Origin of the sequence: Neorhizobium sp. LMR1-1-1.1 (genome assembly GCF_040675795.1) — a bacterium.
GTDB classification, from domain to species: Bacteria; Pseudomonadota; Alphaproteobacteria; order Rhizobiales; family Rhizobiaceae; genus Neorhizobium; species Neorhizobium cellulosilyticum.
The window spans coordinates 624704-640810 of sequence record NZ_JBEGHE010000025.1 but is presented as its reverse complement, the minus strand read 5'-3'; the positions used below and the strand labels follow the sequence as shown (position 1 = coordinate 640810).

The following is a 16107-nucleotide window of genomic DNA, read 5'->3' as shown; positions in this document are numbered from 1 at the left end:
CGCTAAAAAAGCTTCGGGATAAACCGGAGCAAGATATCCAAGCGCTGCTCCTTACCGATAAAACGAAGCATGGCCCAACAGAAGCCGCGTCTGGCAAAGCCGACGCTCGACAAGGATCTGGAAAAACTCTCCTCGGTGGAAGACGCCGCGCGGCATACGGCGCGCGGGCTTGCCGGTCCGGGCGTGGCGCTGCTCTTCATCATTCTGGCCGCGATTTTCGCCTCGACCTATGTGACCGGCACATCCGGCTCCGTCATCGTCATCGCCGCTGCGGCGCTGGCCGGCTATATGGCGATGAATATCGGCGCAAACGACGTGACCAACAATATCGGTGCCGCGGTCGGTGCGCGCGCCATGACGATGGGCTTCGGACTTGCCCTGGCTGCCGTCTTCGAGGTGGCGGGGGCCGTGCTGGCCGGCGGCAATGTCGCCACCACGATTGCCAGTGGCATCACCAACGGGGCGTTGATTTCCAGCCCTAACGTGCTGATCTGGGCGATGATGGCGGCGCTTCTTGCCGCTGCCGTACTGATCAACATCGCGACCTGGGCGAGCGCGCCGATCTCGACCACCCACTCCATCGTCGGTGCGGTGATGGGTGCCGGCATTGCCGCCGCCGGCTTCGGCGCGATCAACTGGGGGCTGGTCGCGGGCATTACCGCAAGCTGGGTCGTCTCACCGGTGCTCGGAGCGGTGATCGCGGCGGCGTTCCTTTTGCTGGTCAAGGAAACGATCATCTACCGCGAAGACAAGATCACGTCAGCCAAGACATGGGTGCCGGTGCTGATCGGTATCATGACCGGTGTATTTGCGGGCTATCTGACGCTTGTCGGCGGCAATCAGCTACGTGCGCCCTCGCCTTATCTGGCAAGCCTGGTGGCCGTCGTGACCGGCCTTATCGCCTGGCGGGTACTGATCCCGGTGATTGCCCGGCAGGCGGAGGGGCTGGAAAACCGTAACCAGTCGCTGAGAAAGCTTTTTCGCATTCCGCTGATCCTGTCGGCGGCGCTGATGTCATTTGCGCATGGAGCGAATGACGTGTCGAACGCGATCGGGCCATTGGCGGCGATCGTCGGAGCGGTTCAGGACGTGGCCACCGGCAGCGTGCACCGCATGCCCGGCGTACCGCTGTGGGAACTGGTGATCGGCGGCCTGGGCATTTCGCTCGGGCTTTTGCTTTACGGACCAAAACTGGTGCGGCTTGTGGGTGCCGAGATCACAAAGCTCAACCCGATGCGGGCCTATTGCGTATCGCTGTCAACGGGACTGACCGTGCTCGTCGCGTCGTGGATCGGCATGCCGGTCTCCTCCACCCATATTGCCGTCGGCGCGGTGTTCGGCGTCGGGCTTTTTCGTGAGTGGTACACACGCAATTCGAAGCGGCGCTACGAATATATGCGGGTCCGTTCTGGCCGCGACATCCACCCCGAGCCCGAGGAACGCGAGCACAATGACGACGAGATGAAACGCCGCTACCTGGTGCGCCGTTCGCATATCCTGAGCATTCTCGCCGCCTGGATTATCACGCTTCCGGCCGCGGCAGGCCTTGCGGCGATCATTGCTACGGTTATGTTTGCGCTGTTTTTGTAAGAGAAGATCATGCGCGCCAATTTTCGCCTTCAGCGGCTTTTCGTCGATACTCCCCTGTCTACAGAGACGCGGCATGAGGTGTCGAGCGAGCAGTTCAATTATCTCGCCAACGTGCTGAGGCTGGAAGCCGGTGCGAAGGTTCTGGTATTCAACGGACGCGACGGCGAATGGCTGGCCGAGATCACCTTTCCCAGCCGCAAGAAGATCGTGCTTCAGCCGATCGAGCAGACAAGGCCGCAGCCGGAAACCTCCGACCTGCATTATCTGTTTGCGCCGCTAAAAGTCGGCCGGCTGGATTATCTGGTGCAGAAGGCCGTGGAGATGGGGGCCGGCACCATGCAGCCAGTGATGACCCAGCATGTGCAGGGCAAGATCACCAATCTCGACCGGCTGAGAGCGAATGTGACGGAAGCTGCCGAACAATGCGGCGTGCTGTCGATCCCGGAGGTTTGCGAACCGCGCAAGCTTGCCGAGATACTGGAGCGCTGGTCTGAAGACCGGCGGATCATCTTCTGTGACGAAGGCGACGAGGGCCAGAACCCGCTGCCGATTCTGGCAAAGATCACTGAGAAAAAGCTTGCGCTTCTGGTCGGCCCGGAGGGCGGGTTTTCGGAGGAGGAACGCAGCCTCTTGCGCTCTCTGCCCTTCGTGACGGCGATCCCGCTCGGGCCGCGGATCCTGCGGGCCGATACGGCGGCGGTTGCGGCACTGGCGGTCATTCAGGCGGCGATCGGTGATTGGAAGTAATGGAGGACCATTGCAGACTTGCCAAAGCGCAACAGATCGCACTGTTTTTCTGAACTGATCTTGAAACAAATTCGCTTGCACCGCAGATGAATTCGGTTCAATCAGCCGGACGATTATCAGTCTGGCTTATCATTCCAGGCCTTCCGACCAAGGTATTTTCATGGCGCGTGACACGACCGACCAGACACCACTTTCCTCGGTATCTGAGCTTTCCGCCTATCTGGCGCAGGGCTCGCGCCCCAAGGAAAAATTCCGCATCGGCACCGAACACGAGAAATTCGTGTTTTTCGCCAAGGACAACTCTCCAGTTCCCTATTTCGGCGATGCCAGCATTTCCGCGCTTTTGAAGGGCATGCAGGAAAGGCTCGGCTGGGAGCCGATCATGGACGGCGAGAACATTATCGGGCTTGGAGAACAGTCCGGCATGGGCGCGATCTCGATCGAGCCTGGCGGCCAGTTCGAATTGTCCGGAGCGCCGCTGGAGACGATCCACGAGACCTGCAAGGAATCCAACAAGCACCTGGCGCTGGTGAAAGAGATCGCAGAGCCGATGGGCATCCGCTTCCTTGGGCTGGGCGGCAGCCCGACATGGTCTCTGGCTGAAACGCCGCGCATGCCAAAATCCCGCTACGACATCATGACCCGTTACATGCCGAAGGTCGGCGCCAAGGGTCTCGACATGATGTACCGCACCTGCACGATCCAGGTTAACCTCGATTTCTCCTCGGAAGCCGACATGGCCGCCAAGATGCGGGTGTCGATGAAGCTGCAGTCGATCGCGACCGCGCTGTTTGCTTCCTCGCCGTTTACCGAAGGCAAGCCTAACGGTCTCCTCTCCTGGCGCGGCGATATCTGGCGCGATACCGACAACCGGCGTTCCGGCACCCTGCCCTTCGTCTTCGATGCGGATTTCCGGTTCGACCACTATGTCGAATGGGCGCTCGATGTGCCGATGTATTTTATCGTTCGCGACGGCAAATATCACGACTGCACACATGTGACCTTCCGCCAGTTCATGGCCGGCGCGCTGAAGGGCGAAGTGGGCGACTGGCAGCCGAACATGGGCGACTGGACGAACCATCTCTCGACGCTCTTCCCCGACGTTAGACTGAAGCGTTTTCTTGAAATGCGCGGCGCAGACGGCGGCCCGTGGCGCCGGATCTGCGCGCTTCCGGCCTTCTGGGTCGGTTTGCTTTACGACGATGCGGCGCTTGCCGAAGCCGAGGCGCTGACGGCAGACTGGACGTTCGAGGATGTTGTCGCGATGCGCGATGCCGTCCCGGCACAGGGGCTTGCAGCGACGATCAAGGGCCGTCCGGTTCTGGACGTGGCGCGCGATGCAGTGCGGATTTCGACGGCCGGCCTCAAGGCGCGGGCGAAGCTGAATGGCGACGGCCAGGACGAAAGCGTCTTCCTGCAACCGCTCGAAGAAGTGCTGGCGAAGAAGGCAACGCTCGCCGACGATCTGCTTGCGCTTTTCAACGGCCGCTGGAATGGCTCGGTCGAGCCGGTGTTCGACGAATACCAGTATTGATCTGAAAGCCCGCTTCGGCGGGCTTTTCTCCGCTCCACACAAAACAAAAAAGGCCCGGCGCGGGTGTCCGGCCGGGCAAGAGGCAGGGTCATTGGCTTACCCTGCGGGGAAAATCGTTACATTTTCGAATTGATGCACGCGGTCAGCGAGCTGGCGGCCGGGCGAACCGCGTGCGGGCGCGCGTACGAGCAGCCTTTGCCAGAAGCAGAGACGGATCATCCAGCGCGCCGGAACGATCAAGTGCGATCACGACATCACGGCGGCTAAGTCCGATATCGTCGAGCATATGATCATCCAATTCAGAAAGCGGATGCGCCGCAATGCGATTACGGATGGCGCGCCATGCGGATTTGATGCGCACGAACACAGCCGTCTGGACCAAACCGGCGCGAACCGGGGCCGCAGCCTTTACGAGCTTCAAATCAGTTCCGCATTCGGTCGTGCTCATCGGGGTATCCTTTCATCGGGCACGGTCAAAGGCTTTCCGACTGCTGATGCGGGCGGATTGCCGGTGAGACATTTGCGCCGTTTGCAACAGCGCCTCTGTTCGAGAATTGCAGGTGTTATCGGTTAATCGTATTGATCAGTCCAACGAATGTTTCTAATGATGATTATCAACTTCACTGATGGATGACGCCCATGTCCGCTCCTCTCGATATCGACCAGTTGCACACTTTCATCGCCATCATCGACACGGGCAGCTTCACCAAGGCTGCGGACCGAGTGTTCAAGACCCAATCTGCCGTGTCGATGCAGATGCGCAGGCTTGAAGAGCGGATCGGCAAGCAGCTGTTTGCCAAGGACGGGCGCGGCAACCGCCTGACCGCTGAGGGCGAGAAGCTGATGAACTACGCCCGGCGCATCATCCGGCTGAACAACGAGGCGATTGCTGCGTTCGACGACAATAGGCTGGAGGGCACGATCCGGATCGGCACTCCCGACGATTATGCCGACCGCTACATGCCGGAAATCATCGGACGGTTCGCCAAGACCCATCCGAATGTGGAACTCTATATCGTCTGCGAACCATCGGTCAGCCTCGGCGAAAAGATGGCGCGGGGCGAACTCGATATCGCACTCGTCACCCATAACCCGCGGCAGCGGATCTCGGACGTCGTGCGCACGGAACCGCTGTGCTGGGTCGCATCAGCCAACCATCCGCTGAAGGATGATGCGCCGGTGCCGCTTGCGGTCGGACGCCGTGACTGTCTGTGGCGGCAACTTGCCTGTTCGGCACTGGACGCGGATGGGCGCGAATATCAGGTTCTGTTCACCAGCTGGTCTTCGACCGTCATTGCGGCTGCGATCCTTGCCGGCATGGCCGTTTCGGTTCTGCCGGAATCGGCACTTCGGCCGGGCATGAAGGTTCTGACAGCAGCAGACGGTTTTCCGCCGCTGCCGCCGGTGCAGATCGGCCTGATGAAACGGCCGGGGCTTTCGCCGTCGCTGATGAACGCGATCACCGATCACATCACCGCCTGCCTCGACAACATTTCACCCGCCGCGATACCCGACGATCTCGATGGCGAGGTGAAGAGCTTCGCCCGGCAGGCGCGAGCGAGGTCGGGCCAGGTGATGACGGGGTGGTGAGATCACCGTCATCGTTTCATTTTCCAACGCGGCTGCAAACGGTTGAAGAAAATACCCTCATATCATAATCTTGAGGTGTGGCATCGCCGCCGTTCGATCGGAATTTCCTATCATGCTTACACTTCGCCAGATGCGGTATTTCGAGGCGCTGGCTGCCACGCGGCATTTCGGCAAGGCGGCGGCGATGGTGCATGTCAGCCAGCCGGCGCTTTCGACCCAGATCATGGAAATGGAAGATCATCTGGGCGCGCAGCTGGTGGAGCGCAATCGCGCCGGCGTGCTTCTGACCGCCAAGGGCGAGGCGGTATTGTCGCGCATCCGCGTCATTCTTGGCGCGGTCGACGAACTGGAACAGACGGCGAGGCGCAAGAGCGGTGTGCTGGCCGGGCCGATCCGCATCGGCATCATTCCGACGGTCGCGCCCTATCTTGTGCCGAAACTGATCCCGTATCTGCGTCAAGCCTATCCGGAAATCGAGATTGAGCTGAAGGAAACAGTGACCGACCGGCTGGTTGCCGAACTTCTCGACGGGCGGCTGGATGCGGTGATCGCGGCGCTGCCGGTGGAAGCAGAGACGCTTGAGGTCAGGCCCTTGTTCGCCGACCGGTTCTTCATGGCGATGGCGAAGAATGACCGTGAGGTGCTGACCTCGCCGATGACGGAAAACCAGGTGGATGCCGACCGGCTGCTGCTGCTCGAAGAAGGGCACTGCCTGCGCGATCAGGCGCTTGCCGTCTGCAGCGCGGCCGGGAAAAGAAGCCTCGTCAATTTTGGCGCAACCTCAATGGCGACGCTGCTGCAGATGGTATCCCATGACATGGGAATGACGTTGATCCCCGAAATGGCGCTTGCCTCGGAAACCGCCCGAAACAACCTGATAATCGTGCCGTTTGCCGATCCCGCACCATCTCGCGAGATCGGATTGATATGGCGAAAATCCAGCGGGCGTTCAGAGGACATGTCTGCCTTGGCGGCAGCGATTATCGAGACAGCCCCGAAGCAGAAATGAGGGGCGCTGAGCGCCCCTCACCCGATCTTGGATCAGGCCGCGAGGTCCAGGACGACACGGCCGTCGATCTTGCCCTCTTCCATGCGGTGGAAAATGGCGTTTATGTTTTCCAGCTTGTCCCAAGAGAAAGTCGCGGCAACCTTGCCTTCCCCAGCAAAGACCAGCGATTCCTCAAGATCCTGGCGGGTGCCGACAATGGAGCCACGCACGGTGATCCGCTTCAGAACCGTATCGAAGACCGGCAGCGAGATATAACCGGGTGGCAGGCCGACCAGCGCCATCGTGCCCCTGGAGCGCAGGAAGCCGTAGGCCTGCTCCATCGCCTTGGGCGAAACGGCGGTAACCAGCGCGCCATGCACGCCGCCGGTCGCCTTCTGCACCTGCTCGATGGCATCGGCATCGCGGCCATTGACTGTGATGTCTGCGCCAAGCTTTTTCGCCAGATCCAGCTTTTCATCAAAAATATCGGCGGCCACAACATGCATGCCCATGGCCTTGGCATACTGAACAGCCATATGGCCGAGGCCGCCAACGCCGGAGATGACCACCCATTCGCCGGGCCGGACCTCAGTTTCCTTCAGGCCCTTGTAGACGGTGACGCCGGCGCAGAGCACGGGAGCGGCTGCGCCGAATTCGAGATTATCCGGCAGGCGGCCGCAGAAATCCGGATCGGCCAGACCATATTGCGCAAACGTGCCGTTGACGGAATAACCGGTATTCTGCTGGCTGCCGCAGAGCGTTTCCCAGCCGGTGCGGCAAGGCGAGCACGCGCCGCAGGCGGTGTGCAGCCACGGCACGCCGACGCGATCGCCTTCCTTGATACGGGAGACGCCGGCGCCGAGCTTTGCGACATAGCCGACACCCTCATGGCCGGGAATGAAGGGGGGATTGGGCTTGACCGGCCAATCGCCATTGGCGGCATGAAGATCGGTGTGGCAGACACCTGTTGCTTCGTATTTTATCAGGACCTGACCCGGGCCTGGATCGGGGATCGCCACTTCCTCGATGACGAGCGGCTTTCCGAATGCCCGTACGACGGCGGCCTTCATTGTTGATGCCATTTCATCCTCCTCACAAGCGATGACATTCGGCTGAGCGCTTGCTCGCCGCAACCGTGGAGAGAAAAGAAGCCGAACTGACACATGTCAACGTCGGCGGGTTTGCCGCCGCCGCTTCTGTCGCAAGGCTGCTACACTTGTGTGTGGCAAGATTGGTGTCAGCTAAGATACTTCCTGAAAAAGTCGGTCGTTCGGCTCCAGGCGAGATCTGCGGCTGCCTTGTCATAACGGGCGGCCGAGGTGTCGTTGTTGAAGGCGTGGTTGACGCCCTCGTAGACGAAGAGCTCGAAGGTCTTGCCGTTCTTTTCCAGCGCCTCGCGATAGGCGAGGATGCCGGCATTGATGCGCTCGTCGAGGCCGCCGTAATGCAACATCAGCGGCGCCTTGATTTTTGGCACATCCGCCGCCGGTGCCTGTTGTCCATAGTAGGCGACGCCGGCATTAAGCTCCGGCGAGTTGACCGCCATGCGGTTGACGAGGCCACCACCCCAGCAGAAGCCAACAGCACCGACTTTTCCGTTGGCGCCTTCATGTTTCGAAAGCCAGGCACGCGCCGCTTCGCCATCAGCGGCAGTCTGTGCCGGCGCAAGGGTGGAAAACATCTCGCGCGCCTTGTCCTCATCCGCGGGTGTTCCGCCGAGAGGAGAGAGGAAATCCACCGCAAGCGCGTTGAAGCCTTCCAGCGCCGCGCGGCGGGCGACATCGCGGATATGGTCGTTGAGGCCGCGGTTTTCGTGGATGACGATGATGGAGCCGAGCGGGCCGGTCGCGGATTTGGGACGGGCCCAATAGGCTTTCATGTCGCCGGTCGAACCGGGAAAAGTGACGTTTTCGGTCGTCAGCCGGTCGTCGCTTGCCTCGACCATGGCGGCGCGGGCGCCATTGGCGGCGAGCATGGGGGCGATGGCGGCCGCTGCGGCGCCGGACCCTGCGAGTGCGGTCAGCCGTTCCATGAACTTGCGTCGGTCGAGATGGAGATGGGTATATTCGTCATAGGCGTTGATCATCGCCTGGGTGACTTTTGGCTCCTTGTCCATGATGCCTGCTCCTCTCGCTACGCTTCGTGCAAAGTTAGGGCGGCCCTCCGACAAGGCGATGAAGCGCGGAAGGGCCGCGCTACACTTATGCGTGAAGAAATTGGTGCGTTAAAAAGATTGGTGCGTGAGAGCGGACCCGCCTCAGGACGTGGCGAGCCAAATCGCCAGCCAGCCCCACATCAACACTGTCACCATGAAGCCGAGCATGAACAGCGGGCGGCGCAGAAGCAGCCGGTTGCTGGTGATGTGGACATAGGAATGCGCGTAACGCGAGATGACGAAGATCCAGGCGAGTACAATGGTGATGATGTTGTCGGCATTGCAGATGAAGATCGCCAGCACGCCGGCGTGAAAAAGCATCGGCAGCTCGAACTGGTTCTTCAGGTTGTTATGGACCAGCAGGCTCTCAGTCGGCTCTGACAAGTTCTCCTTGAACTGCCGCGCATCGTAACCGCCGTCGCGGATGGCTGCGCCGCGGCGCATCGACAGCAGATAATAGAGGATGAAGACCAGAAAAGCGTGGGCAATCATTGGCCAGAACATGGCGGTCGTGTCGGTCATCATCGGCAATACTCCTACAATCTTCCCGACCTTCTGGCACGAAAACGGGCCGGGCAAAATGCCCGGCCCGCCTGAAATCGGTGGAGATGCTTCAACTCTTTACGAGCTGACGCCCGGATAGTTCGGGCTTTCGCGGGTGATGGTCACGCCATGCGGATGGCTTTCGCGAAGACCAGCGCCCGAAATGCGCACGAAGGTCGCCTTTTCCTGGAAGTCCTTGATGTCCTTGCCGCCGACATAACCCATGGCAGCCTTGAGGCCACCGGCGAGCTGGTGCAGCACGGCCGAGACCGGGCCCTTGTACGGAACCTGACCTTCGATGCCTTCCGGAACGAGCTTCAGCGTGTCGCGCACTTCCGCCTGGAAGTAACGGTCTGCCGAGCCGCGCGCCATGGCGCCGACGGAGCCCATGCCGCGATAGGCTTTGAAGGAACGGCCCTGGTAGAGGTAAACTTCGCCCGGGCTTTCATCGGTACCGGCCAGAAGCGAGCCGACCATGACGGCGGAGGCGCCGGCGGCGATCGCCTTGGCGACGTCGCCCGAGAACTTCAGGCCACCATCGGCGATGACCGGGATACCGTGCTTGTTGCCTTCCTCGACTGCCGCCATGACGGCTGCGAGCTGCGGAACGCCGACGCCTGCGACAACGCGGGTGGTGCAGATCGAGCCCGGGCCGATACCGACCTTGATGCAGTCTGCGCCGGCATCGATCAGTGCCTTGGTGCCTTCGGCGGTAGCGACATTGCCGGCGATGATGCGAATGGCGTTCGACATCTTCTTGACGTGGGCAACGGCATCCAGAACCTTCTGGGAATGACCGTGGGCGGTATCGACGACGATGACATCGACGCCCGCATCGATCAGGCGCTCGGCGCGCTCGACACCATCGTCGCCGGTGGAGATGGCGGCGGCGGCACGCAGACGGCCCTGAGCGTCCTTGGCGGCGTTCGGGTTCAGCTGAGACTTTTCGATGTCCTTGACGGTGATGAGACCGATGCAGCGGCCTTCATTATCGACAACCAGCAGCTTTTCGATACGGTGCGAATGGAGAAGGCGCTTGGCCTCGGCCTGCTCGACGCCATCCTTGACCGTGATCAGGTTGTCGCGGGTCATCAGTTCGAAAATCTTCTGGTTCGGATCGGAGGCGAAACGGACGTCGCGGTTGGTGAGAATACCGACCAGACGGCCCGGACGACCGCCGTTTTCGACGACCGGAATGCCGGAAATGCCATGGGCCTTCATCAGCGACAGAGCTTCTGCCAGCGTCGCATCCGGGCCGATCGTGACCGGATTGACGACCATGCCGCTTTCGAACTTCTTGACCTGACGGACTTCTTCGGCTTGCTCGATCGGGGTCAGGTTGCGGTGGATGACGCCCATGCCGCCCGACTGCGCCATGGCGATGGCCAGACGGCTTTCTGTGACCGTATCCATGGCCGAGGACAGGATCGGCAGCGAAAGGTCGATATCCTTGGCGATGCGGGTGGAAATATTGGTCTGACCCGGCATGATTTCCGAGTGCCCCGGCTGGAGAAGCACGTCGTCAAAGGTTAGCGCTTCCGCGCCGGTTGCCGAGATTACGATGCGTGCCATTGCCAGTTCCTTCAGTTGGATAGACAGAATCCTCCGGGAAAAGGAAATCCTTCATCCGGTTGCTTCTGCATGAAATACATGGAAGTTGGCGAGGGCTGGTAACACGTTCATGACAACAAGGGAATAGAAAAAACCCGGGAGGCAGCCCACCCGGGTTTGCATAGCTCATATGCTGTGCGCAGAAAACGATCAGATATCGAACTGATAGCTCTTCGGCACGAAGCGGTAACCGGTCTCCTGCTTTTCGGCGTAGCCGACGGCCGGGAAAGGCATGTGGTAGCCGAGGAAGGCGACCTTGTCGGTGGCGACCATGTCGAACACCTTCTTCCGGGTTGCGGCGGCGGCGGCCTTGTCCATGTCGAACTTCACTTCCCAATCCGGGCGCTGCAGCGACAGCACGAAATGGTTTGCCGTGTCGGCCGTCAGGATCAGGCGCTTGCCGGCGGATTCGACGTTGAAGATCATGTGGCCCGGCGAGTGGCCGAAAGCTGCCATGCTGGTGATGCCGGAGACGACATCGGCGCCATCACCGATGAAGGTGATCTTTTCGGCAAGCGGCTTGACGTTGGCAAGCACGCCCTTGTGCCCACCTTCGGCAGGTGTGCCGACACGTGCAGTATCGCTCCAGAAATCGTATTCCTTCTGGCCGACGACATAACGGGCATTCTCGAAGGCAGGTTTTCCATTTTCCATCAGGCCGCCGATATGGTCGCCGTGTAGATGGGTCAGGACGACGATGGTTACGTCGGCCGGCATGTAACCGGCAGCGGCCATACCTTCGATCAGGCGGCCTGCGCCCTGTGCATGACCGGACTGGCCGAAACCGGTATCGAACAGGATAACGTCAGAACCGGTGTCGATCAGGGTCGGCGAGAAGCCGTTGACGAACTGGTCTGTCGGCAAAAAATTGTCAGACAGAAGCGCGCCGACGGTTTCAGCGGACTGGTTGGTGCCGAAGGTTTCGTTCGGCACGCCAGACGGACGAGCGCCATCCTTGACGACGAGAACCTCGAAACTGCCTACCTTGAACTTATGAAGATCGGGCGGGGTAACGCGATCGATTGCCAAATTGCTGCTCGCTTTGCTGCTGTCCTGGGCGAAGGCCGCCCGGTTGCCGATGATTGCCGGTGCAGCGAGGACCGTGAAGCCCGCAGTGCCCAGCAAAGTTCTTCTTCCGATACCGTTTCCAGCCATATCCCGTTCCCTCATGACGAATGATGTCGACGCGAAGTTAGCGCGCCCGAGCGAAAAGTTGACGATGATCAGGGGTCAAAATCGCGTTTTCACGCAGACGTGACACCTCGCCCGACCAATGCGATGAACAAAAGGCGCGGAACGTCCATTGGCAGAACGGCTTTGGAGGTTTACAGGCCTCTTGTCCCTCGGGCCTGTCAGATAACGGCATCCGTCTCCATGAATCGTATTATTCCACTCATCCTCGCTGTCGCCCTGTTCATGGAGAACATGGATTCGACTGTGATCGCCACCGCACTTCCGACAATCGCCAATGATCTCGGCGTCAGCCCGATCACACTCAAGCTGGCGCTAACCTCCTATATGGTGGCGCTTGCGATGTTCATCCCGATCAGCGGATGGATGTCGGACCGGTTCGGCGCGAAGAAGGTGTTCCGGCTGGCGATCTGCGTATTCATCATCGGATCGATCCTCTGCGCGATCTCCGATTCTGTCGTCCAGTTCGTCATGTCACGTTTTCTACAGGGCATGGGCGGGGCAATGATGACGCCGGTCGGGCGCCTGGTTCTGCTGCGCACCACCAAGCGCAGCGATCTCGTTTCCGCCATGGCGCTTTTGACCATACCGGCGCTTGTCGGACCGCTGACGGGGCCGCCGATCGGTGGCTTCATTACGACCTATTTTTCCTGGCACTGGATCTTCATCATCAATGTGCCGATCGGGGTGATCGGCCTTTACCTCACCGGCAGATACCTGCCCGAAGTGCCGCCGATGGGAACTGCCAGGATGGACTGGACTGGCTTCCTGCTGACATCCGTCGCGGCCTCCGGCGTCGTCTTCGGGCTTTCGGTAATCGGCCTGCCGGCACTGCCGCCCGCAGTCGGAATCAGTGCTACGCTTGCAGGCTTTGCCGCTTGCTTTCTTTATGTGCGTCACGCAAGGCTGCACCCTCACCCGATCCTGAACCTGCAGATCTTCAACGACCGGGCATTCAGGGCATCGACAACGGGTGGCACGCTGTTTCGGATTGCCACCGGTGCCATCCCCTTTCTGATGCCGCTGATGTTGCAGCTCGGTTTCGGACTCAATCCGTTCCAATCCGGCCTTATCACTTTTTCAGGTGCGATCGGTGCGCTGACCGTGAAGTTCATGGCGCGGCGGGTATTTGCCGTCACCGGCTTCCGCACGGCGCTTATGGTCGCCGGCGTTCTCGGCGCAGCCATGACGGCGGTGAACGGGTTCTTCACGCCCGAGACGCCGCATATCTGGATCATCGGTGCGCTTCTGGCGGCAGGCCTGTTCCGCTCGTTGTTCTTTACCGGCGTCAACGCACTCGGTTATTCGGAGATTTCCGACGAACTGGCGAGCCAGGCGACCTCCATGGCATCTGCGCTGCAGCAGGTCAGCCTTGCGCTTGGCGTCGCCTTTGCCGCCTTCATCCTGGAAATGTCGTCGATGTTTTCAGGCAGCCATCTGCAGCTTTCAGATTTTCACCTTGCCTTCTTCATCGTGGCAGCCGTCTCGCTGTTTTCGATCATTCCGCTCATCAAGCTCGATCCGCTGACAGGCGCCGATGTTTCCGGCCACCGGGGCCGGCGACCGGCTGACGTGCAGCCGGAAGCGGGAGAATAAGGATCAGTCGTCAGACGTCTCGGAAACGACTTCGGCGTCGGCATCCTCTGCCCTGCGTCCCTTGAAGTGCTTGGCGAGCAGGAACATCTCGACCGACTCCTGACGCGACGACGCGGGCTTCACATGGATGACCTGCTTGAAGTTCTTCTTCAGGAGATCAAGCAGATCCTTTTCCGTGCCGCCCTGGAAGGTTTTGGCCAGGAAGTGGCCGCCTTCGGCCAGAACCTCGATGGCGAAATGCGCCGCGACCTCGCACAAATGCATGGTGCGCAAATGGTCGGTCCGGTGATGGCCGGTCGTCGGCGCCGCCATATCGGAAAGCACAAGGTTCGGCACGCCGCCGATCGCTTCCTTCAAAAGCGCAGGCGCGCTGTCATCGAGAAAATCGAGCTGCAGGATTTTTACGCCCGGCAAGGGATCGACCTCCAGAAAGTCGATGGCGGCCACGCGCGGATCCTCATCCGTCGAGTTCGTCACCTTGGCGGCGATCTGCGACCAGCTGCCAGGTGCTGCGCCCAAATCGATGATGCGGCGGGCGCCTTTCAGGATCTGGTGTTTTTCATCGATCTCGAGCAGCTTGAAGGCGGCGCGAGCGCGATAGCCCTCGAGCTTTGCCCTCTGCACGTAAGGATCGTTGATATGGCGCTCCAGCCAGCGGCGCGAAGACGCCTTAAGCTTGCCCTTCTTGACCTTCTGGCCGAGCTTTCTGCCCGTTCTGTTTATTCCGACCGGTGTCTTCGTCATCGCCGTCTCAAAACCTCTCCGGAACCTGTCGAACCCGATCTGCGCGAGCGCACACGCCGCCAGACGCCATCATCGGCCATCATATCTGTCAAAAGACCTTCGCGCAGCCCGCGATCGGCAACCCGCATTCTGGGGCTTGGCCAACGCCTGCGGATCGCCTCAAGAATCGCGCAGCCGGCAAGCACGAGATCCGCCCTGTCCGGCCCGATGCAGGGATTGGCGGCACGCCCGGCGAAATCCCAGGAAAGCAGCTTTGCCTGCATGGCGGAGACTTCCGCATCCGACAACCAGAGGCCATCGACCCGGCGTCGATCATAACGCGGCAGGTCGAGATGGACCCCGGCAAGCGTCGTCACCGTGCCCGATGTGCCGATGAGATGGAAATCGTAGTCGCTGCCGTTGCCACCTGCTTCAGGCGGCGGGCAATCGAATTTTGCCAGCATGCCCTGAACCTCGCAGATCATCGCCTCGAAGACATCCGGCGTCACATCGCGACCACCATAACGCTCCGACAGAGTGACGACGCCGACGGGCAGCGACGTCCAGTGCGTGATATGGTTGGCAAGCCGCGATGAGCGATTGTCGGCGATGCGGATGACGGCAATTTCCGACGAGCCACCGCCGATATCGAACAGCACGATAGAACGCGCCTCACGCCCCACAAGCGAGGAGCAGCCGGAAACGGCAAGACGCGCCTCTGTCTCACGATCGATGATCTCCAGCTCAAGACCGGTTTCGGCAGTCACCCGCGCCAAAAATTCCTCGCCGTTTGCGGCAGCGCGGCAGGCTTCGGTTGCGATCAACCGCATCTTGCGGATCGGCTTGGCGGCGAGCTTCAAGGCACAAATGCGCAAAGCCTCGACGGCGCGGTCCATCGCGTCGTTCGACAACCGGCCGGTGGCTGCAAGCCCCTCCCCCAGACGCACGATGCGCGAGAACGCATCGACGACGCGAAAATGGCCGGGGCGCGTCGGCTGGGCGATCAGGAGGCGGCAATTGTTGGTGCCGAGATCGAGCGCGGCATAAAGATCGTCGTGGAAGGGAAGCGTCACGTCGACCGACTGCAGGGCCGGGGTGATGCTGCTGCCCTGCTCGGAAGAAGACATCGCCCGCGTCAACGCAGGCTGCGAAACACCGTTCAGAGCGCCTTTTGCCTGTGTGAGGGGGCGCCCCTGAAGGCCGCGACCGGCCCGGTTCTTCTTGCGCCGGTCCCGCCCTCTGCCGCCATGAGACTGACCGCTGTGAGCCTGGCCACCATGAGACTGGCCGCCGTGATTTTTGCCCTCATTCCTCGATGCGCCTTCGCCACCCGCATGATGGGGCTGCTGCGCGCCTGCGCCGGCATTCGATGCACCTGCCGAATGAGATGATCCGCTTCGAGCATCGACATGCGGCTTGCCACCGGAATGCCCTGAAGCACCAGCTGCAGCCTGTGACATATGATCGGACGATGCACCGGAATGAGATCTGGAGCGCCTGCGCTTGCGTTTGCGCGCAGGCTGATCCTGCTTGGCGACATCCGATTTCCCGGCATCGCGTTTAGCCACGTCCTGTCTTGACGAGTCCTGCTTTTTTTCTGGGCGCGCGGCCGGGTCAGCCTGAACGGCCGATGACGCGTGTTGGGAAGTGTTCGCATTGCGGTTTTTGCCGCCGCGCTTCCCTTTCCTGCGACGGGGCCGCTTTTGCGCCCCACGCTCTCCGGCCGACGCCCCGCCATCTGGCGGCATACGGCCGCTATCGGGGTCCATTGGTCGTTCTATCCATTTCGCGGCGCACCGCCTCCAAAAGGCGTGCTGCTGCGTCTGATTGCTTCGTTGC

Annotated in this window: 14 protein-coding genes; 6 read left to right on the top strand and 8 right to left on the bottom strand. The window is 60.8% G+C overall.

Annotated elements, in window-relative coordinates:
• Positions 1 to 69 precede the first annotated feature (69 nt).
• The 3 genes from MRBLMR1_RS16195 to MRBLMR1_RS16185 all read left to right on the top strand — a co-directional run bounded on the left by MRBLMR1_RS16195 (position 70) and on the right by MRBLMR1_RS16185 (position 3871).
• Positions 70 to 1590 carry an inorganic phosphate transporter gene (locus MRBLMR1_RS16195; protein ID WP_148147381.1) on the top strand — a complete coding sequence of 507 codons (1521 nt, stop codon included), beginning with the start codon at positions 70 to 72 and terminating at the stop codon, positions 1588 to 1590.
• 9 nt (positions 1591 to 1599) lie between these two features.
• Complete coding sequence (locus tag MRBLMR1_RS16190) at positions 1600 to 2337, top strand: 16S rRNA (uracil(1498)-N(3))-methyltransferase (RefSeq protein ID WP_148147382.1); 738 nt, start codon at positions 1600 to 1602, stop codon at positions 2335 to 2337.
• A gap of 160 nt (positions 2338 to 2497) precedes the next feature.
• The gene (locus MRBLMR1_RS16185) at positions 2498 to 3871 is read left to right on the top strand and encodes a glutamate--cysteine ligase (RefSeq protein WP_148147383.1); all 1374 of its coding nucleotides are present in this window, start codon (positions 2498 to 2500) and stop codon (positions 3869 to 3871) included.
• Positions 3872 to 4013: 142 nt separating this feature from the next.
• Here the strand turns inward: MRBLMR1_RS16185 and MRBLMR1_RS16180 are convergent, their stop codons facing one another.
• The gene (locus MRBLMR1_RS16180) at positions 4014 to 4319 is read right to left on the bottom strand and encodes a DUF1127 domain-containing protein (protein WP_148147384.1); all 306 of its coding nucleotides are present in this window, start codon (positions 4317 to 4319) and stop codon (positions 4014 to 4016) included.
• A gap of 191 nt (positions 4320 to 4510) precedes the next feature.
• On the opposite strand from MRBLMR1_RS16180, the gene MRBLMR1_RS16175 reads away from it, so the two are divergent.
• Both MRBLMR1_RS16175 and MRBLMR1_RS16170 read left to right on the top strand, forming a co-directional pair.
• Positions 4511 to 5461 (top strand): LysR substrate-binding domain-containing protein, encoded by a 951-nt coding sequence (locus MRBLMR1_RS16175; protein WP_148147385.1) that lies wholly within the window; start codon positions 4511 to 4513, stop codon positions 5459 to 5461.
• A gap of 112 nt (positions 5462 to 5573) precedes the next feature.
• On the top strand, positions 5574 to 6470 hold the full coding sequence (locus tag MRBLMR1_RS16170; RefSeq protein ID WP_148147386.1) for a hydrogen peroxide-inducible genes activator: 897 nt from the start codon (positions 5574 to 5576) through the stop codon (positions 6468 to 6470).
• 32 nt (positions 6471 to 6502) lie between these two features.
• Here MRBLMR1_RS16170 and adhP read toward each other — a convergent pair whose 3' ends face one another.
• The 5 genes from adhP to MRBLMR1_RS16145 all read right to left on the bottom strand — a co-directional run bounded on the left by adhP (position 6503) and on the right by MRBLMR1_RS16145 (position 11913).
• Positions 6503 to 7531, bottom strand: a complete 1029-nt coding sequence (adhP, locus tag MRBLMR1_RS16165) for an alcohol dehydrogenase AdhP (RefSeq protein WP_148147387.1) — start codon at positions 7529 to 7531, stop codon at positions 6503 to 6505.
• A gap of 155 nt (positions 7532 to 7686) precedes the next feature.
• Entirely contained in the window at positions 7687 to 8565 is an 879-nt protein-coding gene (locus MRBLMR1_RS16160) for a dienelactone hydrolase family protein (RefSeq protein ID WP_148147388.1), read from the bottom strand.
• Positions 8566 to 8706: 141 nt separating this feature from the next.
• Positions 8707 to 9126 carry an MAPEG family protein gene (locus MRBLMR1_RS16155; RefSeq protein ID WP_148147403.1) on the bottom strand — a complete coding sequence of 140 codons (420 nt, stop codon included), beginning with the start codon at positions 9124 to 9126 and terminating at the stop codon, positions 8707 to 8709.
• A 99-nt stretch (positions 9127 to 9225) separates the two neighbouring features.
• Positions 9226 to 10719: an IMP dehydrogenase gene (guaB, locus tag MRBLMR1_RS16150; RefSeq protein WP_148147389.1), complete on the bottom strand. Its 1494-nt coding sequence runs from the start codon at positions 10717 to 10719 to the stop codon at positions 9226 to 9228.
• A 189-nt stretch (positions 10720 to 10908) separates the two neighbouring features.
• Positions 10909 to 11913 (bottom strand): MBL fold metallo-hydrolase, encoded by a 1005-nt coding sequence (locus MRBLMR1_RS16145; RefSeq protein ID WP_183684969.1) that lies wholly within the window; start codon positions 11911 to 11913, stop codon positions 10909 to 10911.
• Between the two features lie 219 nt (positions 11914 to 12132).
• Between MRBLMR1_RS16145 and MRBLMR1_RS16140 the strand changes: the two genes are divergently transcribed.
• Positions 12133 to 13545, top strand: coding sequence for an MFS transporter (locus MRBLMR1_RS16140; protein ID WP_148147391.1), 1413 nt, complete (start codon positions 12133 to 12135; stop codon positions 13543 to 13545).
• Positions 13546 to 13548: 3 nt separating this feature from the next.
• Here MRBLMR1_RS16140 and MRBLMR1_RS16135 read toward each other — a convergent pair whose 3' ends face one another.
• Positions 13549 to 14289: an RlmE family RNA methyltransferase gene (locus MRBLMR1_RS16135; protein WP_148147392.1), complete on the bottom strand. Its 741-nt coding sequence runs from the start codon at positions 14287 to 14289 to the stop codon at positions 13549 to 13551.
• Complete coding sequence (locus tag MRBLMR1_RS16130) at positions 14286 to 16037, bottom strand: Ppx/GppA phosphatase family protein (RefSeq protein ID WP_148147393.1); 1752 nt, start codon at positions 16035 to 16037, stop codon at positions 14286 to 14288. Before MRBLMR1_RS16130 ends, MRBLMR1_RS16135 begins: the two co-directional genes overlap by 4 nt.
• Between the last annotated feature and the right edge of the window lie 70 nt (positions 16038 to 16107).